The sequence below is a fragment of the Bizionia paragorgiae genome, assembly GCF_900107625.1.
Classification (GTDB): Bacteria; Bacteroidota; Bacteroidia; order Flavobacteriales; family Flavobacteriaceae; genus Bizionia; species Bizionia paragorgiae.
Genome location: NZ_FNQK01000013.1, coordinates 28,410 through 51,407 on the forward strand (window position 1 = coordinate 28,410; position 22,998 = coordinate 51,407).

At 35.6% G+C, this 22,998-nt stretch carries 20 protein-coding genes; 15 read left to right on the top strand and 5 right to left on the bottom strand.

Annotation, left to right across the window (positions count from 1 at the left end):
• Nucleotides 1-53: 53 nt before the first annotated feature.
• Both tilS and BLV64_RS10185 read right to left on the bottom strand, forming a co-directional pair.
• Nucleotides 54-1,370 (bottom strand): tRNA lysidine(34) synthetase TilS, encoded by a 1,317-nt coding sequence (tilS, locus tag BLV64_RS10180; RefSeq protein ID WP_092134877.1) that lies wholly within the window; start codon nucleotides 1,368-1,370, stop codon nucleotides 54-56.
• A gap of 84 nt (nucleotides 1,371-1,454) precedes the next feature.
• The gene (locus BLV64_RS10185) at nucleotides 1,455-2,747 is read right to left on the bottom strand and encodes an anthranilate synthase component I family protein (protein ID WP_092134880.1); all 1,293 of its coding nucleotides are present in this window, start codon (nucleotides 2,745-2,747) and stop codon (nucleotides 1,455-1,457) included.
• A 241-nt stretch (nucleotides 2,748-2,988) separates the two neighbouring features.
• Here BLV64_RS10185 and BLV64_RS10190 point away from each other — a divergent pair, with 241 nt between their 5' ends.
• From BLV64_RS10190 to BLV64_RS10200, 3 genes are all read left to right on the top strand, one after another.
• Nucleotides 2,989-4,338, top strand: coding sequence for a DEAD/DEAH box helicase (locus BLV64_RS10190; RefSeq protein WP_092134883.1), 1,350 nt, complete (start codon nucleotides 2,989-2,991; stop codon nucleotides 4,336-4,338).
• Between the two features lie 94 nt (nucleotides 4,339-4,432).
• Nucleotides 4,433-5,020, top strand: coding sequence for a hypothetical protein (locus BLV64_RS10195; protein WP_092134885.1), 588 nt, complete (start codon nucleotides 4,433-4,435; stop codon nucleotides 5,018-5,020).
• 99 nt (nucleotides 5,021-5,119) lie between these two features.
• Complete coding sequence (locus tag BLV64_RS10200; RefSeq protein WP_092134888.1) at nucleotides 5,120-7,360, top strand: transglycosylase domain-containing protein; 2,241 nt, start codon at nucleotides 5,120-5,122, stop codon at nucleotides 7,358-7,360.
• Nucleotides 7,361-7,438: 78 nt separating this feature from the next.
• On the opposite strand, the gene fabV is transcribed toward BLV64_RS10200, so the two are convergent.
• The 3 genes from fabV to BLV64_RS10215 form a co-directional block, all read right to left on the bottom strand.
• Nucleotides 7,439-8,629 carry an enoyl-ACP reductase FabV gene (fabV, locus tag BLV64_RS10205; protein ID WP_092134890.1) on the bottom strand — a complete coding sequence of 397 codons (1,191 nt, stop codon included), beginning with the start codon at nucleotides 8,627-8,629 and terminating at the stop codon, nucleotides 7,439-7,441.
• A 164-nt stretch (nucleotides 8,630-8,793) separates the two neighbouring features.
• Nucleotides 8,794-10,194 (bottom strand): dihydrolipoyl dehydrogenase, encoded by a 1,401-nt coding sequence (gene lpdA, locus BLV64_RS10210; RefSeq protein ID WP_092134892.1) that lies wholly within the window; start codon nucleotides 10,192-10,194, stop codon nucleotides 8,794-8,796.
• A gap of 236 nt (nucleotides 10,195-10,430) precedes the next feature.
• The gene (locus BLV64_RS10215) at nucleotides 10,431-10,889 is read right to left on the bottom strand and encodes an Lrp/AsnC family transcriptional regulator (protein ID WP_092134895.1); all 459 of its coding nucleotides are present in this window, start codon (nucleotides 10,887-10,889) and stop codon (nucleotides 10,431-10,433) included.
• Nucleotides 10,890-11,069: 180 nt separating this feature from the next.
• On the opposite strand from BLV64_RS10215, the gene BLV64_RS10220 reads away from it, so the two are divergent.
• The 12 genes from BLV64_RS10220 (at nucleotide 11,070) to ribB (ending at nucleotide 22,946) form a co-directional block, all read left to right on the top strand.
• On the top strand, nucleotides 11,070-12,269 hold the full coding sequence (locus tag BLV64_RS10220) for an aminotransferase class I/II-fold pyridoxal phosphate-dependent enzyme (protein WP_092134898.1): 1,200 nt from the start codon (nucleotides 11,070-11,072) through the stop codon (nucleotides 12,267-12,269).
• A 142-nt stretch (nucleotides 12,270-12,411) separates the two neighbouring features.
• On the top strand, nucleotides 12,412-12,744 hold the full coding sequence (locus BLV64_RS10225) for a hypothetical protein (RefSeq protein WP_143034150.1): 333 nt from the start codon (nucleotides 12,412-12,414) through the stop codon (nucleotides 12,742-12,744).
• A gap of 182 nt (nucleotides 12,745-12,926) precedes the next feature.
• A complete protein-coding gene (gene nhaC, locus BLV64_RS10230; RefSeq protein ID WP_092134904.1) occupies nucleotides 12,927-14,396 on the top strand; it encodes a Na+/H+ antiporter NhaC in 1,470 nt (489 codons plus the stop codon).
• 140 nt (nucleotides 14,397-14,536) lie between these two features.
• Nucleotides 14,537-15,175 carry a peroxiredoxin gene (locus BLV64_RS10235; protein ID WP_092134907.1) on the top strand — a complete coding sequence of 213 codons (639 nt, stop codon included), beginning with the start codon at nucleotides 14,537-14,539 and terminating at the stop codon, nucleotides 15,173-15,175.
• 62 nt (nucleotides 15,176-15,237) lie between these two features.
• The gene (locus BLV64_RS10240; protein ID WP_092134910.1) at nucleotides 15,238-15,546 is read left to right on the top strand and encodes a thioredoxin family protein; all 309 of its coding nucleotides are present in this window, start codon (nucleotides 15,238-15,240) and stop codon (nucleotides 15,544-15,546) included.
• An 11-nt stretch (nucleotides 15,547-15,557) separates the two neighbouring features.
• Nucleotides 15,558-15,815: a DUF6952 family protein gene (locus BLV64_RS10245; protein WP_092134913.1), complete on the top strand. Its 258-nt coding sequence runs from the start codon at nucleotides 15,558-15,560 to the stop codon at nucleotides 15,813-15,815.
• 200 nt (nucleotides 15,816-16,015) lie between these two features.
• Nucleotides 16,016-16,522, top strand: coding sequence for a thiol peroxidase (gene tpx, locus BLV64_RS10250; protein ID WP_092134916.1), 507 nt, complete (start codon nucleotides 16,016-16,018; stop codon nucleotides 16,520-16,522).
• A gap of 92 nt (nucleotides 16,523-16,614) precedes the next feature.
• Nucleotides 16,615-16,986: a diacylglycerol kinase gene (locus BLV64_RS10255; RefSeq protein ID WP_092134919.1), complete on the top strand. Its 372-nt coding sequence runs from the start codon at nucleotides 16,615-16,617 to the stop codon at nucleotides 16,984-16,986.
• 133 nt (nucleotides 16,987-17,119) lie between these two features.
• The gene (locus BLV64_RS10260; RefSeq protein WP_092134922.1) at nucleotides 17,120-19,555 is read left to right on the top strand and encodes a DNA translocase FtsK; all 2,436 of its coding nucleotides are present in this window, start codon (nucleotides 17,120-17,122) and stop codon (nucleotides 19,553-19,555) included.
• Nucleotides 19,556-19,575: 20 nt separating this feature from the next.
• On the top strand, nucleotides 19,576-20,214 hold the full coding sequence (locus BLV64_RS10265; RefSeq protein WP_092134925.1) for an outer membrane lipoprotein periplasmic chaperone LolA1: 639 nt from the start codon (nucleotides 19,576-19,578) through the stop codon (nucleotides 20,212-20,214).
• A gap of 7 nt (nucleotides 20,215-20,221) precedes the next feature.
• Nucleotides 20,222-21,685 carry an LptF/LptG family permease gene (locus BLV64_RS10270; RefSeq protein ID WP_092134927.1) on the top strand — a complete coding sequence of 488 codons (1,464 nt, stop codon included), beginning with the start codon at nucleotides 20,222-20,224 and terminating at the stop codon, nucleotides 21,683-21,685.
• A gap of 112 nt (nucleotides 21,686-21,797) precedes the next feature.
• A complete protein-coding gene (ribB, locus tag BLV64_RS10275; RefSeq protein WP_092134930.1) occupies nucleotides 21,798-22,946 on the top strand; it encodes a 3,4-dihydroxy-2-butanone-4-phosphate synthase in 1,149 nt (382 codons plus the stop codon).
• Nucleotides 22,947-22,998: the final 52 nt, after the last annotated feature.

Consider the following 22,998-nt stretch of genomic DNA (forward strand, 5'->3'; position numbering starts at 1 on the left):
TTTATAGGCGTTACGAACCGTGGTAATCCGTCGTAACAGACGCTATTTATGATTTACTTTTTATACGTTATTTTTAGAATACTCTGCGTGTTATGGGTAACTTTAAATCGGTTATCTAAACGTTTCCCAACCACCCAGACTATAGCACTATCCGTGCACAATAACCTACAGTTTGATTTTTCTATAAGCGATAGCTTTTCATCTTTAAAAAACTTACTCAGCTTCTTTTTACCAGTCATTCCTAAGGGATAAAAAATATCGCCTTTTTCCCAGTGCCTCAACACCAAGGGAAACGCAAGCTTATCCTTATCTACAAATACAGAATAGGTATCATGTTCAGAAATGCTATCGACTTCCGTTATGGTTAATTCCCCATCGTTTAGACGAACACTATTAACGTTAGGTGCTATAATAATACTGTCATTTTCTAAAGCCTCTTTTTTTACTGTAACGACTAATTCCGATCTGTTTTTTAAAAGCATGTGTGTCGCACTAAGCAAGTATTTACCAGATTGCGCGCTCATTAACTCTAAAATTGCGGTACCACTATTAAACCCATACCCTTTAAATAGTTCGTAAAGGTATGCTTCGCTAGCTTTTAAGCGCTGTAACACAGCAATGTCATAACGCGTGCTCGTAGCGTCTGAAAACAGCACAGCCTCTTTTAAAACAGCTTCTATACTTTCGTTGATAATAGACTGACTGGCTTTTAAATGCTGTAAGGTGTTTTCAAAGTTATTTAAAAACTGCGGATTAACCGCTTTGAGCTGCGGAATGATATCGTGACGTAATTTGTTTCTTAAGTATTTTGTAGAAGCATTACTACCATCCTCACGCCATTCAATATCCTGTGAATTTGCATAGTTTTCAAGTTCAGACCTAGAAAACGGCAACAACGGTCTTACAATGCTATTATTAATTTCTGGAATCCCCGTTAAACCATCTAAACCGGTGCCACGAGACAAATTAATTAGAAAGGTTTCTAGTGCATCATCGGCGTGATGCGCGGTGAGCACATAATCGAATTTTAGCAAGGTTTGTAAGTCATTAAACCAATTATAGCGCAACTCGCGTGCAGCCATTTGAGTCGACAATTTATGCTCGTCTGCATAAGTACTAGTCTCAAAACGCTGTACAAAAACTTCAACATCCAGGGTATCGGCGAGATGTACCACAAAATCCTCATCCTCATCACAATCGCCTGGTCGCAGGTTAAAATTACAGTGTGCCAGAGCGACATTTAAACCCGCCTTGTGGCATAAATGTGTAAGCACGACACTATCCAATCCGCCAGAAATAGCGATTAGTAGTCGGCCATTTTTTAAAAAAGGAAGCTGATTGTTGATATGGTTTATAAAGGCGTTTTGCACGGTATGGATTTCAATTATAGAGGTCTTAATCCCTTATACAAATGTAAGAAAGGATTGTAAATTAAACCCTAAATAGCAACAAAACTAGTTTTCTAGAACCTCGCGCATGGCTTTGGCTTTAACCAAACACTCTTCATACTCCTTTTGAGGCGTACTTTTGGCGGTTATTGCACCACCAACAGAATAGGAAACATAGTGTTTTGACTCATTATATAAAATACTACGTATTACCACATTAAAATCAAAATCACCAGAAGGCGTTATATACCCAACAGCACCAGAATACAAACCGCGTTTGGTTTCCTCTAAATTTTCAATAATTTCTAAAGCTGAAATTTTTGGTACGCCAGTCATACTCCCCATAGGAAAGGTCGTTTGGAGGATGGATACTGGACTGGTTGCAGGATCAACTTCAGAAACTACGGTAGATATCATTTGATGCACCTGTTCGAAAGAGTATATTTTGCAAAGCTCTTCTACCTTTACACTGCCTTTGGTTGCTGTATGCGATAGATCGTTTCGCACCAAATCTACTATCATAATATTTTCACTACGCTCTTTATCGTCTGATGCTAACGCTTGCTTTAAGGCCTCGTCTTTATTAGGGTCACTTGCCCGTTTTGCCGTCCCCTTAATAGGTTGAGAAATAATCTTGCAACCTTCTTTTTTTAAATAGCGCTCTGGGGTTGCCGATAACAAAAATTTATCTCCTAGCTTTAAAAAGGTTGCAAATGGTGGTTTTGAGATCGCATTAAGTTTACGGTAGGTATCTAAAGGATGAATTGTGGTGTTTTCAGCATAAAACTCCTGACAAAAATTGGCTTCATAAATGTCTCCCCTATGAATATGTGCCAAAAGGATTTTTAGCTTTTCGTAATAAGCAGATTCTGGAATGCGCTGTTGTATATAAATCTTATCGACTGTTTCGAATAGAGTATTGCTATTTAAACGTTCTATGGCTTTTAAATCATTTTCCAAATCCTCTTCTACTGCATGTAAATACAATGTTTCGACCGTATTCCCCTGAATTAAAAAGAGTTTTTTTGGTTGAAAGAAATAGAGATCAGGAAATGCTAAGCCATCATAATTATTAGACTGTAGCTCTTCAGTCGTGTTCTTTAAATCGTAGGTAAGATAACCAAATAACCAATCCTTAGTGGATTTCTGATACTCCTCTAACTTTTCAAAAGCCCCTACATAGTCGGTTTGAATCGCTGTAAATGCATCCACTGCCAGCACCGCATCATAGCTAGAATACTGTTGTTTATGGTGATTAGAATCTAACCATACCACATCGTCAAATTGCTGAGACCATGCTAGTAATTGCTGTTTAAATTCTTGAATCTCCTCTTTTACAAATACCGTTTTATTCCTCAATCTTAGTGATTTTTGTCGGTGGCAAATTTATTAAGAATTAAGCTATTTTTAGTATAAACCGATCAGTATTTATTGTGGCGTTAAGCTTTGTTTTGTTATTTTAGGACAATTTATAAAACAAAATTTAAAGACTATTATCATATTAAATAGGATTTAACAGGTTTTTCAGCAAAAACGCAATAATGTAAAACAGATTAAGTTTTAAAACTTACCTTTGCAGCATAAATAAAAATACAATAGAGTGACTTTTCAAGATTTAAATTTAAACACAGCATTATACAACGGACTTGACGATTTAGGCTTTACGGCACCCACGCCAATACAGGCAGAGGCGTATGGCGTTATTGCTGGCGGAAAAGATATGGTAGGAATTGCACAAACAGGAACGGGAAAAACCTTTGCCTACATGCTACCTATTTTAAAGAATCTACCGTATTCTAAACAAGAAAATCCTCGTATTTTAGTTTTAGTACCCACTCGAGAATTGGTCGTTCAGGTTGTTGATGAAATCGAAAAACTAGCCAAATACATTAATCTTCGCGTGCTTGGTGTGTATGGGGGTACCAATATAAACACCCAAAAACAAGCCATTGCACAAGGTCAAGATATTATCGTTGCAACTCCGGGTCGCTTATATGATTTAGCACTAAGTCGTGTTTTACAATTAAAATCGATAAAAAAACTAGTGATTGATGAGGTAGATGTTATGTTAGACTTAGGGTTTAGACATCAGCTGATTAATATTTTTGATATTTTACCAGAGCGTCGTCAAAATATCATGTTTTCGGCTACGATGACAAATGATGTAGACGAGTTAATTTCTGATTTCTTTGTTAACCCTGAGAAAGTATCGATTGCAACTTCGGGAACACCTTTAGAAAACATCAATCAAACACGTTATGATGTACCAAATTACTATACTAAATTTAACTTACTAAAAGAACTCCTTCAAGACAAAGAGACTTTTAATAAAGTATTAATTTTTGTGGCTTATAAAAAGATGGCCGATCGTTTATTTGAAAGTTTAGACGACTTCTTTCACGAAGAATTATGTGTTATTCACTCGAATAAAACTCAGAATTACCGATTGAGAAGCATCGAGCAGTTCCGTGAAGGTTTTAACCGTATTTTGGTCGCTACCGATGTTATGGCACGTGGTTTGGATATTGATAATATCTCTCACGTTATCAATTTTGACACACCAGACTACCCTGAAAATTACATGCATAGAATTGGTAGAACCGGTCGTGCAGAACGTGAAGGAGAAGCTATTTTGTTTTCAACGGAAAATGAGCAAGAATCTTTAGAAGCGATAGAAAGCTTGATGCAAATGAAAATTAAGCGTCTAGATATTCCTGAAACGGTTGAGATTTCTACCGAACTTATCGAAGAGGAGCGTCCGCAAATAAAAGAAAGAAACAACCCGCACAAGCGTAAAACTTTAGAAGAACGCGGTGAAGCTTTCCATGAGAAATCGGCTAAAAACTCTAAAGAAAACTTAGGAGGTTCTTATAAATTTAAAATTGCTGCGAAATATAAAAAGCCAAAAACACGTGGTGATAAGAATTATAATAAGCGTAATAAAAAATAGTATACCGGCCATTTCGCTATAGATTTCTCGCTGTAATTCAAATAAAATTAATTTATTTTCGTTATTTTTATTGTGAATCATACGTGCCCAAATAATGCCTTCAGACATTTTCGAACTACTTCCTAACCTTGTTGCGTTTAATTATGAACGTCACTATGAGCCCCTTTTTATTAATCAGAATTGGGTATTAATAAATGGGATATCAGAAAAAAAAGCAACTTACGTTTTTAAGGACGATAATATCCTTAGTATTCAAGATGATGATGTAGTTAGCGAAACCTCGTGGACTATTAGTTTTCACAATATTTTTTCTATAGAAACCACCGATGGATTAATTACTGTTAAGGCCTACTTTAAGGATAAAGATGTCTTGGTCTTAGAACATCAAGACAAGGAAGATTATGCCTTATTTATAAATGAAGACAAGGTAGAAGACGGTATCAACTCTATTGACGATGTGACCCGATTTTTAAAGGCTAAATATGAAAAAAAAGTAAAAGAGGTCATCCATAAACATGAGTTTTATTACATCGATAATTTTAAAGAATTTGGTCCTTATACAGCAAAGGAACTCGTAGAAAAGGTTAAAAGCAATGCCTTAAGTGTGTATTGTTTTATTAGAGATATTAATGACCACGACTACAGTAAACGGCTACGCATTAAAGATTTACTTTATTCTTAATACGCTTTTTTACAGCGTGATGAGCTATAAATCTTTGTTAAGAGCTTAGCTTAATAAATTCTAAACTTCTAATTTTCCGATTTTAAAAGCAACTTATATTTGAAACGCCTTATACTTCTTGCTACTAAAATAGCAATCTGCTTACTACTTTTACTCATCGTCTTTGTACTTGCCGTACGCTTTAACGTGTTTGGTAAAGTATATACAGAGGACGAGCTTATCAATTATAAAAATGAAACCGCATCGGTAGTACTCTCGGAAAACCAAGTGGTCTTGGGTAAGTATTTTGATAAAAACCGTACCAATGCAAATTACGAGCAATTTCCTAAGCATTTAATTAATGCTTTAGTAGCAACAGAGGACGCTCGCTTTTTTGAACATGAGGGTGTCGACACCCGAAGTCTGCTTCGCGTACTTTTTAAATCTATATTGTCTGGCGATAAGCGTTCTGGTGGTGGTAGCACCCTGTCACAACAATTGGCGAAAAACATGACGGGACGAAGTCATCACGGCATATTAAGTCTTCCTGTTAACAAAATCAAAGAGATTATTCAAGCGCGACGTATTGAATCTATTTACTCCAAGGAAAACATATTGACGCTTTATTTTAACACCGTTTCTTTTGGTGAAAATATTTACGGTATTGAAAGTGCTGCCCTACGCTATTTTAATAAAAAGGTAAGCGCCTTATCTATTGAAGAGTCTGCAGTATTAGTCGGTATTTTAAAAGCAAACACGTTTTACAATCCGAATAAAAATCCCGAAAACGCCCTTATGCGTCGTAATGTGGTTTTAGGCCAAATGCATCGCTATGAGTATATCGATAAAAAAACTAGCGATTCACTTCAAAACCTACCCTTAAAATTAAATTACAATAATTTAACGACTAAAAACAAGTCGGGCCACTTTCTTACCTATGTAAAAAAGGAAGCTACTAAACTTATCGATTCTATAAATAAAGCGAATAAAACATCCTACAGTTTAGAAAAGGACGGACTAGTAATTTCAACATCTTTAAACGATAAACTTCAAACTTATGCTACAGACGCTTTTGCTTCACACTTAAGTGGTATGCAAGAAAAGATTAGATCGCAATACCAGCGCAACGGCTATCAAAAGCGGACATTAAATGAGCTTGTGGACGCCCAAATAAAGCAGATGAATATTCATCCTGATTCCGCCAAAATAAAACGTAAGCAATCGGTTTTTACTTGGAAAGGTTTAGAAACCGATTCTATTAGTACTAGAGACAGTTTAAAATTAGAACACACGATACTGCATGCTGGTCTTTTAGCCCTATCACCAAAAACTGGGGCTGTAAAAGCTTATGTTGGAGGTATTGATAACCAACGTTACGCTTACGATCAAATATTTTCACAACGGCAATTAGCTTCTACTTTCAAACCTATATTATATGCAACAGCATTTGAAAGTGGCAAACAACCCTGTTACTATTTAGATAATGACTCCATAAAATTAAAAGAATATAAAGATTGGAATCCTACTAATGCCGACCATACTTTTGGTGGTAAATATTCACTTCAAGGTGCTTTATTAAATTCGAAAAACATTCCGACAATAAACTTATATTTAGAAACAGATTTTAGCACATTAGACAGCGTATGGTCGCGTTTAAATTTCACTTCTAAACTAAAAAACGTTCCGTCTTTAGCCTTGGGAACCACCAATGCGAGTATATATGAAGTTGCCAATGCCTATAGTGCATTTGCTAATTCCGGACAATCGACTACGCCTTACTCCATTGTAAAAATTGAAACAGCATCGGGTGTTGTTTTATACGAACACAAAAACAAAGCACAAAAAGAAGTGCTTTCTAAACGCACCACTGCTTATATAAACGAAATTCTACAAAATGCTATTTCGCGAGGTACCGGACAGCGTTTACGCAGCCAGTATGGTGTTACAGTACCATTAGCCGGAAAAACAGGAACCTCTCAAGACTATACCGATGCTTGGTTTGTAGGCTACAACCCCGATATTGTAGTGGTAAGTCGCGTGGGATGTGATTCGCCAAAAATTCATTTTAATAGTGGTTTAGGATCAGGTAGCGCTTTAGCTTTACCTCTAGTCGCTAAAACCCTTAAAAAAGCAGAAGGTGATACCGAATTAAAAAAGAAAATCCGTGGTAACTTTGCCCCATTAACAGAAGATGAACGCAATCAGCTGGACTGTGAAGATTTTAAAGAAAAATCTGGAATAGAAAAATTCTTTGAATTATTTAAGAAATCTGAGGTTTCTTACGAAAAGAAGCAAGAACAAATAAAAAAGAAGGAAAAACGGAAGAAAAAAGGCTTTTTTAAACGCCTTTTTGGCAACTAATAGACAGCAAAGAAAAACCCCTATACTAAAAAAAGAGAACCAAAATGGTTCTCTTTTTAATTAGTTATAACGCGATAATTACTCCTGTAATCCAGGAATACTCACCATTTCGTTAACATCTTTATCGTAATCTATACCTTCTACATCAAACCCAAATAGGTAAAAGAAATCCTTAGCATAGCCTTTTAAATCCCCTATTTCTGGTAGGGTCTCCGTCGTTGCTATTTTCCAAAGATCGGCAACTTTAGCTTGAATATCTTCACGCATTTCCCAATCGTCCACACGAATTCTTCCTTCACTATCCAATGGCATATTATCGGCATACAAACGCTGATTAAACAAACGTTCAATTTGCTCGATACACCCTTCGTGAATTCCTTCTTCTTTCATCACTTTATATAACAACGATATATACAAAGGAATAACAGGAATCGCCGAGCTGGCTTGAGTTACTAGTGCTTTATTTACTGAAACGTAAGCCTCTCCTTTTATGTCTTTTAACTGGTCTTTAATTTTAAAAGCCGTCGCTTCCAAGTGGTCTTTAGCGCGACCTATGGTTCCGTCTCTATATACCGCTTTTGTTAATGAAGGGCCAATATAAGAATAGGCAACCGTTTTAAAATCTTCAGCTAATACATCCTGTTCTTTTAAGGCGTCAATCCAAAATTCCCAATCTTCGCCACCCATTACGGCAACAGTATTTTTTATTTCCTCCTCAGTACAAGGTTCAATAGTAATATCTTTAACCTCACCTGTATGGAAATCTACTGTTTTATTCGTAAATGTTTGTCCGATAGGTTTTAAGGTCGATTTAAACTTCTCTCCCGTTACAGGGTGCTGTCTTACTGGAGATGCTAAACTGTATACTAATAAGTCTATTTTCCCTAAATCTTCTTTAATCAGTTTTATGGTTTGCGCTTTAATTTCGTTAGAAAAGGCATCACCATTTATGCTTTTCGCATACAAGCCATCTTTATGTGCTTGGTCTTCAAAAGCGGCTGAGTTATAGTATCCAGGAGATGCTGGTCGTCCTTCGCTTGGTGGTTTTTCAAAATACACACCAATAGTCGACGCATTAGAACCGTAAGCACTTGTAATTCGTGATGCTAAACCGAATCCTGTAGATGCTCCAATTACCAATACACGTTTTGGGCCATTGGTTGTTGGGTGGTCTTTTATATAGTTTATCTGGCTTAAAACATTGCTTTTACAGCCTTCCGGATGTGCTGTTAAGCATATAAATCCGCGTGTTTTTGGTTCTATAATCATTCTTTTACGTTTTTATTTTATCGTAGTTTATAACAAATTTAGGCTATATAAATGTAATGGAAAAACTTATAACAGATGTTTATAGTGCATACGGCTATAAAACAAACAAAAAAAAGCGAACCCGAAAGTCCGCTTTTTTTATCTATACAATTATATAAGGTTTACTATACATGTAAAGCACGATCTTCAGTAGCTGCTAATGCCGCTTCTTTAATCGCTTCTGTAAATGTTGGGTGAGCATGAGACATTCTAGACACATCTTCTGCACTCGCTCGGTATTCCATAGCTACTACCGCTTCTGCAATCATATCTGCTGCACGTGCACCAACCATATGAACTCCTAAAATTTCATCAGTAGTTTTATCAGCAAGGATTTTAACAAAACCATCTAAATCCATACTTGCTCTACTTCTACCTAAAGCACGCATTGGAAATTGTCCTGTTTTGTATTCTATTTTTTCTTCTTTTAACTGCTCTTCAGTCTTCCCAACTGATGCTGCTTCTGGCCATGTGTAAACTACACCTGGGATTAAGTTATAATCGATATGTGGTTTTTGACCTGCTAAAGTTTCAGCTACAAACACCCCTTCTTCTTCGGCTTTATGCGCTAACATAGCACCTTTAATAACATCTCCAATAGCATAAATATTAGAAGCACTTGTTTGTAAACGTTCGTTCACATCCACTAAACCTCTATCTGTTAGTTTTACACCTGCAGCTTCAGCATTTAAACCATCGGTATAAGCACGACGCCCCACAGAAACAAGACAGTAATCTCCTTTAATTTCTACCTCTTCTCCTTTTTTATTATCCGCTTTAACAATGATCTCATCACCAACACGCTCTACAGATTTCACTTTGTGAGACGTGTTAATCGTCATTTTTTGCTTCTTAAATATTTTGTTTAATTCTTTAGAAACACCTTTATCCATTGTTGGTACGATACGGTCGATATATTCAACAACAGTAACTTCTGCTCCTAAACGTTTGTAAACTTGACCTAATTCTAAACCAATAACTCCACCTCCAATAACAATTAAATGCTTAGGAACTTCTTTAAGTTTTAAAGCTTCAGTAGAGGTAATGATACGTTCTTTATCAATAGAAATAAATGGTAAAGAAGCCGGTTTAGACCCCGTAGCAATAATGGTGTTTTTTGCTTCAATTTCTAAAGTTTCTTTTCCTTTTATGGTAATATGAGTTGCATCTTTAAAGCTACCAACACCTTCATAAACATCGATATTGTTTTTCTTCATTAAAAAATCAATCCCTCCAGTTGTTTGATCAACAACCGATTGTTTACGAGCAATCATTTTTTCTAAATTCACTTTAATTTCGCCTGGTATTTCAATACCGTGCTCTTCAAAATGTTTTACAGCATCTTCGTAGTGGTGAGAAGAATCCAGTAAGGCTTTACTTGGAATACATCCCACGTTTAGACAAGTACCGCCAAGTGTTGAATATTTTTCGATAATTGCAGTTTTCATTCCTAGTTGTGCACAACGTATTGCTGCTACATATCCTCCAGGTCCTGAGCCGATAACGGCTACATCGTATTTACTCATAAAAAGTGTTTATTTTATATTATTTCGCTTGTGCTGAAATAGTGAAATTTTAAATTTATACAAAAGTACAATTTTGTAGGATGAATTGCGAATGACTTATGATGATTTTTTTATTTGTTTTCCCAACTGATTATCAACGGATAAATATCACATCTTAAATATGAGGTTCCACGCGATATACAAAATCAATATAACACTATAAATTGTCTTTTCGTACCTTCTTTTAAGTCCTATGATTACATCGAAATAGCCGTAGTATATTTAACCTCATTAATCATAAACATACTGTGTGTACTCCCAATATGATTAATCGTTGTGAGTTTTTCGACCATAAATTCTCTAAACGCCTCCATATCTTTTACAATCACCTTGAGTAAATAATCGTAATCGCCACTAATATGAAAGCACTCCAACACTTCATTTAAATTATTCACCGCATTCTCGAATTCTACAATATTATTTTGTGTGTGTTGCGTGAGTTTAATATGACAAAAAGCAACAAAGGCCATATCGGCTTTTTCTTTGGTTAGCAACGCCACATATTTACTAATAACCCCTAGGTTTTCTAGCTTTTTAACGCGCTCATATACGGCAGTAACCGATAAGTTTAATTTATTAGCTAGCGCTTTATTGGTTTGCTTACTATCGTTTTGAAGTAAATCGAGTAATTTTTTATCTATAGTATCTAATGTCATTTTGAAAATTTTTCATCGGAAAAGCGGTTTAGCTATTCAGAAACGCAATATTATCATCAAATTTAACTATTATCAGAATAAAAATCTAATTTATAATACATCTATTGATTATCTATCTAATATTCATCACATTTGATGTAATTATAAAATAGTATAAACACACTAATAAAATTAATAATTATGTCTTTTAAACCTGCAAATAAAATTCAAGACTTGCAATACTTCGGTGAGTTCGGTGGAGTAAACCCATCAATTTCAGACTCTTCGACCTACACGTTTCTATCTGCAAAAACCATGTTTGACACTTTTGAAGGGAATGCCGACGGGTGCTACTTATACTCACGTCACTCCACGCCTTCTAACTTGTATTTAGGTGAAGCCTTAGCAGCTATGGAAGGAACAGAGACAGCAAATGTTACCGCTTCTGGAATGGGTGCTATTACACCGGTGCTTATGCAATTATGCGGCGCTGGAGATCATATTGTATCTAGCCGTACTATTTATGGTGGTACTTATGCCTTCTTAAAAAACTTTACACCGCGTTTTAATATTGAAACATCATTTGTAGATATTACAAAATTGGATGTTGTTGAAGCAGCTATTACTCCTAACACAAAAGTACTTTACTGCGAGTCGGTAAGTAACCCTTTGTTAGAAGTTGCAGATATTAAAGGACTAGCTGCTATTGCAAAAAAGCACAACTTAAAACTAATAGTAGACAACACGTTTTCACCCCTATCGATTACACCTACTCAATTTGGTGCAGATATCGTAATTCACAGTTTAACAAAATTTATCAATGGTTCTAGTGATACTGTTGGTGGCGTGGTTTGCGGTACCCAAGATTTTATTAACGAATTAAGAAGCGTTAATGATGGTGCCTGCATGCTTTTAGGATCGACTATGGATAGTTTACGTGCTGCTTCTGTATTAAAAAACTTAAGAACATTACATCTTAGAATACAACAACACAGTAAAAATGCGCATTATTTAGCAGAGAAATTTGAAGGTCTAGGATTAAAAACAGTATATCCTGGTTTAGCCTCACACCCATCTCATGAGTTAATAAAAAGCATGCTTAACGATAAATATGGTTATGGCGGTATGCTAACTGTAGATGCCGGATCATTGGATAAAGCCAATGCTTTAATGGAATTAATGCAAGAAAAAAATCTTGGTTATTTAGCGGTGAGTTTAGGTTTCTACAAAACCTTATTCAGCGCACCTGGAAGTTCTACATCTTCAGAAATTCCTGAAGACGAGCAAAAGGAAATGGGACTGAGCGATGGTTTAATCCGTTTTTCAATTGGACTAGACGACGATATTGAGCGTACTTTCGAGATGATGAAATCATGTATGAAAGAACTTAATATAATATAACACGTTTTCAGTAAAATAAAACCCCTTATTTAAAGAGCACTTCTTTTTATATAAGCATTGAGCCAGCGCCATAACGCCTGGCTCAATGTGTTTATAACACCTTTTTATTAATTTGGTTTATCTTACCGCAAATACCAGCTTTGTGACGAGATCAACAAAAACTAAGCCTTTAGAAAACACTCCGCATTTAATAGGTACCCAGCGTAAATTAAGCAAAATGCAAAAGCAGATTCCCAGGGTTCTCATTGGGATTTTGATTGCAGCCTTTATACTTCCATTTACACCTAGTCGCCGTGGAGGCGATGGTCTTTTAACGTATATCGATTATCATTACCTAGTTATTATCACCTTTATTTTACTCTTATTATTTTATGCTATTGGCTATCACATAACTAAGGACCGCTATAAAACCAAGCTATTAAAAGCAACTCAAAAAAGACAAAGAGCCGACAACAACGAGGCGATAAAAGATTAAAATTAAGATTGTATTCCTTATGTATTTGAAAGCATAGATGGCTAAACGCTCTTTATATGCAATGAAACCTATTTATTTCTAAGATATTAACAACAAAACAAAGACTATCTGCTTTGGTTTTTTAGTTTATTTGCATAACAACACCGAAAATCGTAACATTACAATCCTAAAAACAAACCTGAATGCAAGACGATAATAACCTTTCGAATATAGAGTTAGAAGACGAAACTATTATAGATAACAAAGAATTAAGTCTAGTTGAAGCATTAATCCCAGTTGTAATACTTATGGGGTTATTGGCATACAACATCTTTTTTGTAGACGGTCAAGAATGGTTTGGAACCTACACGAATCAGATTATATTATTAATGGGAGGAGCCGTATCGGCAATTGTAGGCTTGTTTAATAAGGTTACGGTTTCATTAATGATTCGAGAAGTATGGTCGAACCTAAAAAGCGTATTGGTTCCGATTATGATTCTATTTCTTGTAGGAGCTTTAGCAGGAACTTGGCTCGTTAGCGGGGTAATTCCAGCCATGGTTTTTTATGGCTTAGAAGTCTTAAAACCGTCAATTTTCCTACCTGCATCGGTTATTATTTGCGCCTTAATATCTATTGCAACGGGAAGCTCATGGACCACCTCGGCAACTGTTGGTATTGCCTTAATAGGTATTGGTGGTGCCTTAGGAATTAATCCGGGTATGATTGCCGGAGCTGTAATTTCTGGTGGTTACTTCGGTGATAAAATGTCACCTTTAAGTGATACCACAAATTTAGCACCTGCTATGGCTGGAACAGATTTGTTTACCCACATTAGATATATGGCGATGACCACGGTACCTACTTTTATTGTTACCATAATAGCGTTTAGCGTTATGAGCGCTATGATTGTCACAAAAGGAACTGCCGATGTTACTCCCTTATTAGAAAGCATTCAAAGTACATTTAACACCACACCTCTGTTATTTATAGTTCCTATAGTAGTTATCGCACTTATATTATTTAAAACAAAACCTTTAATAGCTCTTACTGTTGGCGTATTATTAGCTGCTGTATTTGCTTTTATCTTTCAACCTAACATATTAGATAGTTTGTCGTCTTCTAAAATCGAAGCTATTGTTACCACCATCCTATCCGATGTACAAATAGTAACTGATAATGACAAGCTTAACGACTTGTTTAGTTCTGGAGGAATGCAAGGTATGATTTGGACCATCCTATTAATATGCTGTGCCATGGTATTTGGAGGTATTATGGATGGTATTGGAGCCTTATCACGCATCACTAAAGAACTCTTAAAACTAGCGTCTAGTGTTTTCGGGTTATTTGCAAGTACCGTTGTAAGCTGCCTCGGATTAAACCTTATTGCATCCGATCAATATTTGGCGATTGTTATACCTGGAAAAATGTTTAAAAAAGCCTATCAAGACAAAAACTTAGCTCCAGAAAATTTAAGCCGAACCCTGGAAGACTCTGGAACGGTAACTTCAGCTTTAATTCCTTGGAATACTTGTGGTGCATACCATAGCGGTGTCCTAGGTGTTGGCGTAGGTGAGTATTTTATGTATGCCATCTTTAACTGGTTAAGTCCGTTTACAACATTACTTTTTGCAGCTTTTAGCATTAAAATTAAGCAGCTTACTTCTAAATAAGATAAACTTATCATTAAATTAATTCATGATAAGTTAAATCTATTAAGTAATAAATATTAAGAATTTCATTTCTTATGCAGAATGCCTTTTCTATACTATATTTGTAGTAGAAAAATTAATAACAATTAAATATATATAATATGGCATTTGTAGGAAAAAAATTCCCTGATTTAAACGTTGACGCAATGAACGAAATGGGCGACACTTTTAAAGTGAACGTTCTTGAAGAAGCAGTTAACAACAAGAAAAAAGTATTACTTTTTTGGTACCCAAAAGACTTTACATTTGTTTGCCCAACAGAATTACACGCTTTTCAAGAAGCTATGGCTGAATTCGAAAAACGTAACACGATCGTTATTGGAGCATCATGTGATACACCAGAAGTTCACTTTGCATGGTTAAACACACCAAAAGACAATGGCGGAATCGAAGGTGTAACATACCCAATATTAGCAGATTCTAACAGAAACTTATCTTCAACTTTAGGTATTTTAGATATCACTAACGAAGAGTACAACGAAGAAACTGGAAACATCACAGTAGAAGGTGACAACGTTACTTACAGAGCAACATACATTATTGATGAAGAAGGAACTGTAGTTCACGAAGGTATTAACCACATGCCACTAGGAAGAAACGTAAACGAATTTTTACGTTTAATCGACGCTTACACTCACGTTCAAGAAAAAGGTGAAGTTTGCCCAGCAAACTGGGAAGAAGGTAAAGACGCTATGCAAGCAAACCGAGAAGGTACTGCTGCGTATTTAGCATCTCACTAATCTCATATTAAAACCACACGGTTAGTTTAAAATCGTGTGGTTTTATTAAAAATCTAAATATTATGGTAAAAGAATTAGAACAAGATAATTTGCAAGATGTTGTAAATACTAACGACACTGTTGTTGTACAATATTCTGCAACCTGGTGCGGTAACTGCCGCATTATGAAGCCTAAATTTAAAAAATTAGCTTCAGAACACGAAAATGCAACCTTTGTTATGGTAGATTCAGAAAAATTTCCAGAGTCTCGAAAAATGGCAACGGTAGATAATTTACCAACTTTCGCTGTATTTAAGGATGGAAAGTTTGTAAACCAAGTACAAACAAATAAGTTTGACGTTTTAAAAGATTTAGTTAATCCCGTATTATAAACTACTAAGACATGAAATTACCTGTAATAAAACATTTAACTCAGTTTATTGCCGAAAATGACGAGGATTATGTTGTAGAAACTATTGAAACACTTGAAGCATTAACCGAAGTACCGTCTTTAAAAGACGAGGAATTAGATGTTATTGGAGAATTAATTTCTAATATGTACGGCGCTATCGAAGTCAATAAAATGATTAAAGAGGGAACACCTCAAAAAGAAGCGTTAAATTCATTTATGAAACGCGTTTTAGGATCTATAGACACATAGACCTTTCACTATAAAGCATTACAAAACCACCTTAATTAAGGTGGTTTTTGCTTTTTTATAGGTTTATAACCACTAAAACCTAAAGCTTATCATTTTTCTAAGCTGATTTTTTTAAACACTCTAAAAAAAAACACCCTTTACACTTCATTACTATTTTTTATAGTCTTAAATTTATGCTTTAACCTTAAACAGTAATTATTTTGAGCACAATAAAATTAAAAGGGAACCCAATAGAAACTTCTGGTTCACTACCTAAAGTTGGGGATAAAGCACCTAATTTCACCTTAACAACAACAGAGTTAGGAACTAAAACACTTGCAGATTACAAAGGCAAAAAAGTTATTTTAAACATTTTCCCTAGTGTAGACACTGGGACTTGCGCACAGTCCGTTCGCTCGTTTAATACCGAAGCTTCAGAAATAGAAAACACTAAAGTTCTATGTATTTCTAAAGACTTACCTTTTGCTCAAGCACGTTTTTGTGGTGCCGAAGGCATCAAAAATGTCGAGATGCTTTCTGCTTTTAAAGGCGATAACTTTGGTAAAGATTACGGACTAGATATGACCACAGGACCTTTAGAAACCTTGCTTTCACGTTGTGTGATTGTACTAGACGAAAACGGCGTTGTAACCTATACCGAACAAGTTCCGGATATTGTAGACGAGCCTAATTACAAAGCTTCTTTATACGCTTTATTAGATAACTAATCTCCTAAAATTTACAGCTAAACTTAAATTAGTAAGACGCTTGTTAGTGTTATTGTTTAATAACGTTCAAGCGTCTTATATAATATAACCTTATGGCTAAAAAAGAATCGTTTTTTATAAATCGAGTAAAAAGTGTAGGCTATGCTTTTAAAGGCGCCTATCTATTACTCACCACTGAAGCCAGCATTCAAGTACAATTTAGTATTGGAATCCTAGTGACTATTGCTGGATTTTATTTTAACATAAGTACCACAGAGTGGATTATTCAAACCCTAGTAATAGCTATTATTATGGCCTTAGAAGGCGTAAATACTGCTATTGAAGAAATTGCTGACTTTATACACCCGGAACAACACCCTAAAATTGGGCTTATAAAAGACTTAGCCGCTGGTGCTGTATTTATTTTCGCTGTCGCTGCAGCTTGTGTTGGCTGTATTATTTACCTCCCTAAACTATTAGCATAAGGGTTATTTAGAGGCTAATCACCGTTCTAAAATCCGCATTAAAATAATTGAGGCGAAAGCAATTTTAAAATGTAATTCTCCGTTAGGATAAACGTTAGTAATTTGTATTTTTGTCTCATCCTAAAAACCTATAATGGCGAAGAAAAAACCAAAAGCAAAAAAAGCAAAAGAACCGAGAGTTAGAAAACCACTATTTGTTCTGAACAGTCAGCAGAAGCTGATTTTTGGTAGTTTTATGGTACTTTCTGGTATCCTTTTATTTATTGCTTTTCTATCGTTTATATTTACAGGAGAAGCAGACCAAAGTGTGCTTAGCGAATTACCTTCTCGTGCTGTAGAAACAGAAAATTGGGCGAGTCAAACGGGCGCTTGGTTAAGTGATTTCTTTATCCAACGTGGCTTCGGACTTTCGGCATTTATATTTTCGGGATTAGTATTTTTATCTGGAATTTTCACCCTGTTAGACTTAAAAAAAGCCAAGCTTATTCAGCATTGGTTTTGGGGCACTCTAATTGCCTTATGGATTTCTACCCTATTCGGCTTTTTTGGTCATAAAAATGACCTATTAAGTGGGACTATCGGATTTGAAGTTAATACTTTTATTCAAGCTTTTATTGGTAAAATCGGAACCATCCTCTTACTGTTATTCGGATTAATAACGTATGTAGCCATCCGTTTTAAAGTCACACCAGAACGCCTTATTAACGCATTCAAAAAAGTAAAAAAAGATTTTAAATCAGATCTTAACGATGCTAAAAATGACGTCGTACCTTTTGATAATAATTTAAGCCGTGAAGCCGAATACATAAAGACAGCTTTAGACTTGGATAAGGACACTCCAAAACCGAAACCTGAACCCCCTGTTGAAACCAAAGAACAACCGCAAGTCATACTAGATACCACCGACGAATTACCAGCAGAACCTACTGGGGAAACAGCTCTAGAAATTGAAGTTCCACAACAAGAAGATGACGAGGAAGATATCGCTATGGAAGTGGGACAAATAGTTGAAGAAAAATCGGAAACCGACAATCTATCGGATAAATTAGTAGCCGATTTTGGTTTATTTGACCCTACCTTAGAATTAGGAAACTTTAAATTCCCTCCTTTAGATCTATTAAAAAAATATAGTATTGAAGGTATAAAAATTGATCAAGACGAGCTTGAAGAAAAGAAAAACCGAATTGTAGAAACTCTAAATAACTACAAAATCGGAATACAATCTATAAAAGCGACTATCGGGCCGACAGTAACCCTTTACGAAATTGTTCCGGATGCGGGAGTACGTATATCAAAGATAAAAAACTTAGAAGACGATATTGCTTTATCATTAGCAGCCTTAGGGATTCGTATTATTGCACCCATTCCTGGAAAAGGAACTATTGGTATTGAGGTACCCAATAAAAATTCGACTATTGTTTCTATGCGATCGGTAATCGCTTCGCAAAAGTTTCAAAAGTCCGAAATGGAATTACCGATAGCCTTAGGAAAAACCATTAGCAACGAAACTTTCGTTGTTGATTTAGCAAAAATGCCTCACCTTTTAATGGCAGGAGCTACAGGACAAGGTAAATCGGTAGGATTAAATGCGGTTCTTACTTCATTATTGTATAAAAAACACCCTGCTGAAGTTAAGTTTGTATTGGTCGACCCGAAAAAGGTTGAATTAACATTATTCAATAAAATAGAAAGACATTATTTAGCAAAACTTCCAGATAGTGCAGATGCTATTATCACCGATAATACCAAGGTGATAAACACTTTAAATTCACTTTGTATTGAAATGGATAACCGCTACGAGATGCTAAAAAATGCTTTTTGTAGAAATATCGCTGAATACAATGTAAAGTTTAAAGCCCGCAAGCTAAACCCTAATGATGGCCACGCCTACCTTCCTTATATTGTATTGGTTGTAGACGAGTTTGCCGATTTAATTATGACTGCTGGTAAAGAAGTAGAAACGCCTATTGCCCGATTAGCACAACTTGCACGTGCCATAGGAATCCACTTAATTATCGCTACCCAACGTCCGTCGGTGAACGTCATCACAGGTATTATTAAAGCCAATTTCCCAGCACGTATTGCCTTTAGAGTGACGAGTAAAATAGATTCTAGAACCATCCTAGATGGCTCTGGGGCAGACCAGCTAATTGGTCGTGGAGATATGTTATATACTCAAGGTAATGATTTAATCCGTATTCAGTGTGCCTTTGTAGACACACCAGAAGTCGAAAAAATCACCGAGTTTATAGGGTCTCAAAAAGCGTATCCTGACGCTTATTTACTTCCAGAATATGTAGGCGAAGAAGGTGGCACAAATCTTGATATAGATATCTCGGAAAGGGATAAACTCTTTAGAGAAGCGGCAGAAATCATAGTGGTAGCGCAACAAGGTTCAGCCTCATTATTACAAAGAAAATTAAAGTTAGGTTATAATCGTGCCGGTCGTATTATCGATCAATTGGAAGCCGCAGGAATTGTGGGTGGATTTGAAGGTAGTAAGGCAAGGCAAGTTATGGTAACCGATTTAGCGTCTTTAGATGCCCTTTTAGAAAATGAAGGTCAATAAAATAAACGAAACAATTTAAAATGAAAAAATTAGTACTACTCTTATTACTCATCAGTTCATCAGTATTTAGTCAATCGTCAAACGAAGCTAAAGCACTTTTAAACGACGTCTCTAAAAAAGTAAAAAGTTATAATAATATCTCCATCGATTTTAAGTACGCCTTAAACAATTCTGCCGAAAACATTCAGCAAGAAACCCGTGGTGATGTGACTATGCAAGGCGATAAGTACAAGCTTAATATTTTAGGCATCACACGTATATTTGATGGTAAAACATTGTATACCATTAGCCCTGAAGACGAAGAGGTAACTATTTCTTCAGAAAATTCTGAAGGCGAAGGAAGTATTACACCTAGCAAAATGTTATCTTTTTACGAGGATGGCTTTAACTATAAGATGGATATCGTTCAGAATGTTAAGGGACGTAAAATTCAGTATGTAAAGTTAACCCCTATAGATTCCGATTCAGAAATTAAACACATCCTTTTAGGTATTGATGTACAAACTAAACACATTTATAATCTTATAGAAACAGGAAAAAACAGTACCCAAACAACACTTACTGTTAATTCTTTTAAAACTAACGAGCCTATTTCGAAAACCTTGTTTACTTTTGACAAAAGTAAGTATAGTGACTTCTATATTAATAAATTAGACTAGGCTACCCTTGAAAATACTAGATAGATATATATTAAGTTCTTATCTAAAAACTTTTATCAGCGTGTTTGTAATACTCATGCTGATTTTTGTATTACAAGCCATATGGCTTTACATCAAAGAGTTGGCAGGAAAAGATTTAGATTTAATTACGGTTGCTAAGTTTTTATTTTACATTACCCCTACTCTAATTCCGCTAATACTGCCCTTAACCATTTTGCTATCGTCGATTATGGTTTTTGGTAATTTTGCCGAAAATTATGAGTTTGCCGCCATGAAATCTACCGGTATCTCTCTACAACGAGCGATGTCGGGTTTAAGTATATTTATCGTTGGTTTGGCTATAACCACCTTCTTTTTTAGTAATAATGTTATTCCATGGGCGGAATACAACAGTTATAATCTTCGTAAAAACATTGCCAAAGTAAAACCTGCTATGGCTATTGCCGAAGGCCAGTTTAATCAAATTGGAGAAAGTTTTAATATTAAGGTTTCAAAAAAATCTGGTGATCGCGGACAGTTTTTAGACTCGGTAGTTATTCACCAATCGGAAGCAAATAAGGTGGGGAATTTCACCACTATCATTGCCAATAAGGGAGAATTAGTAAGTGCTGAAAACTCGAATGTTTTAAAATTGATTTTGTTTGATGGCTATTACTATAATGACACGCCTCCAAAAGATATTCAAGAACGCCGTAAAGAACCCTTTCTAAAAAGTGCTTTTGAAAAATACACGATGAATATCGATTTATCGAAATTAAATGAAGTAGATCTAGACGACAAGGCTTACGACGATAAGTACTCGATGCTTAATATTAGTGAACTTTCAATTACCACCGACTCGTTAGCAAAAGCAAGACAAAACACGTATACCGATTTTTCTTCAACACTATATAAGCGTACAAATATAGAAACGCTAAACCTTACTGTAGACACTAAAGAGGCTACTGATTTTACCGGAAACGTTTTAGATTTATTTAAAACCAAACGTCAGGTACAAGTTATAGAGTATGCTATAAATGCAGTGAGCAGTACGACAAATATTATCAATTCTAAGGAAGCCGATTTAAAAACTAAGACCATCTTGTTAAACAAACATATCATGGCCTTTCATGAAAAGTTTGCCTTAGCGATAGCCTGCATTATTCTGTTTTTTGTTGGTGCCCCTCTAGGAGCGCTAATTAGAAAAGGAGGTTTAGGATTACCAATGGTTATTGCTATAGTTCTATTTTTAACGTATCACTTTATTGGTATTTTTGCTAAAAATAGCGCTAAAGACAGTAGTATTAATCCTATAATAGCGACTTGGTTTTCTACTTTAATCATGTTGCCTTTAAGTATATATCTTACGCGAAGAGCGACTGCAGATCGTGGAATATTTGAATTTGATCATATTACAATTCCTCTAAAAAATTGGATAAGTAAGAGGTTTCCAAACAGTAAGTTATTTAAATCTAATGATGAGACGACTTAAAGTGTACTAGCTATTAACTATAGTACTAATAAACAGACGCAGAAATTTCAAATCAGATACTGCCTAAAACCTATTGATAAGTACTATCTTTGCAAAATAAAACGGCATAGTAATGACAACAACAGAAGCTACAAAAGAGATTAAATTAAACACCATTCAAGAAGCAATTAACGACATAAAAGCCGGTAAGGTCATTATTGTTGTTGATGATGAAGACAGAGAAAATGAAGGTGATTTTCTTGCGGCTGCCGAATTAGTGACGCCAGAAATGATAAACTTTATGGCCACTCACGGTCGTGGGTTAATTTGCGCACCACTAACCGAACACCGTTGTAAAGATTTAGGACTACACATGATGGTTACTAATAATACCGACCCTATGGAGACGGCATTTACCGTTTCTGTTGATTTAAAAGGTCAAGGTGTAACCACAGGTATTTCGGCCGGAGATCGAGCGCTAACAGTTCAAGCGTTAGTGAATAAGGAAACCAAACCATTCGATTTAGCGCGACCAGGGCATATTTTTCCTTTAGTCGCTAAAGAAGGTGGGGTTTTACGACGCACAGGCCATACAGAAGCTGCTATCGATTTTGCACGTTTAGCAGGTTTAGAACCAGCAGGTGTTATTGTAGAAATAATGAATGAAGATGGTACTATGGCCCGTCTGCCACAACTTTTAAAAGTTGCTGAGAAATTTGATTTAAAAATTGTTTCTATCGAAGATTTAGTAGCCTATAGAATGGACCACGACTCTTTAATAGACAAAAAAGAAGATTTTAATCTAGAAACACGTTTTGGAAACTTCCGCTTAAGAGCGTATCAGCAGACAACAAATAACCAAGTTCATATTGCGCTTACTAAGGGCGATTGGACAACCAATGAACCAGTATTAACACGAGTAAACTCCACTTTAGTAAATAATGATATCTTAGGGACTTTAACCAATAATGCCGACCAGAAATTAGACGGTATGTTTAAGGTGATTAATGAAGCTGGTAAAGGTGCTATATTATTTATTAACCAAGAAGCGCAGTCACTAAACCTATTGCAACGTCTCAACGTTTTAAAAGACACACAACAAGACAATACATTGGTAAAAGCACCAGCTATTCAAATGGATGCTAAAGACTTTGGTATTGGCGCACAAATCTTACACGATTTAAACATTCATAAAGTGAAACTGATCTCTAACTCGCAACAAACAAAACGTGTTGGGATGATTGGGTACGGATTAGAAATTCTAGAATATGTGAATTACTAAATTTAATTGCACATAAAAAAAGCGTCAAATAACTGAGTTACTTGACGCTTTT

What these genes read in the sequence shown, in the direction of transcription:
- BLV64_RS10195 (WP_092134885.1), top strand. Translation starts at nt 4,433, where the DNA reads ATGCCTTCAGACATTTTCGAACTACTTCCTAACCTTGTTGCGTTTAAT.
- fabV (WP_092134890.1), bottom strand. Translation starts at nt 8,629, where the DNA reads ATGATTATAGAACCAAAAACACGCGGATTTATATGCTTAACAGCACAT.
- lpdA (WP_092134892.1), bottom strand. Translation starts at nt 10,194, where the DNA reads ATGAGTAAATACGATGTAGCCGTTATCGGCTCAGGACCTGGAGGATAT.
- BLV64_RS10215 (WP_092134895.1), bottom strand. Translation starts at nt 10,889, where the DNA reads ATGACATTAGATACTATAGATAAAAAATTACTCGATTTACTTCAAAAC.
- BLV64_RS10220 (WP_092134898.1), top strand. Translation starts at nt 11,070, where the DNA reads ATGTCTTTTAAACCTGCAAATAAAATTCAAGACTTGCAATACTTCGGT.
- nhaC (WP_092134904.1), top strand. Translation starts at nt 12,927, where the DNA reads ATGCAAGACGATAATAACCTTTCGAATATAGAGTTAGAAGACGAAACT.
- BLV64_RS10235 (WP_092134907.1), top strand. Translation starts at nt 14,537, where the DNA reads ATGGCATTTGTAGGAAAAAAATTCCCTGATTTAAACGTTGACGCAATG.
- BLV64_RS10240 (WP_092134910.1), top strand. Translation starts at nt 15,238, where the DNA reads ATGGTAAAAGAATTAGAACAAGATAATTTGCAAGATGTTGTAAATACT.
- BLV64_RS10245 (WP_092134913.1), top strand. Translation starts at nt 15,558, where the DNA reads ATGAAATTACCTGTAATAAAACATTTAACTCAGTTTATTGCCGAAAAT.
- BLV64_RS10255 (WP_092134919.1), top strand. Translation starts at nt 16,615, where the DNA reads ATGGCTAAAAAAGAATCGTTTTTTATAAATCGAGTAAAAAGTGTAGGC.
- BLV64_RS10260 (WP_092134922.1), top strand. Translation starts at nt 17,120, where the DNA reads ATGGCGAAGAAAAAACCAAAAGCAAAAAAAGCAAAAGAACCGAGAGTT.
- BLV64_RS10265 (WP_092134925.1), top strand. Translation starts at nt 19,576, where the DNA reads ATGAAAAAATTAGTACTACTCTTATTACTCATCAGTTCATCAGTATTT.
- ribB (WP_092134930.1), top strand. Translation starts at nt 21,798, where the DNA reads ATGACAACAACAGAAGCTACAAAAGAGATTAAATTAAACACCATTCAA.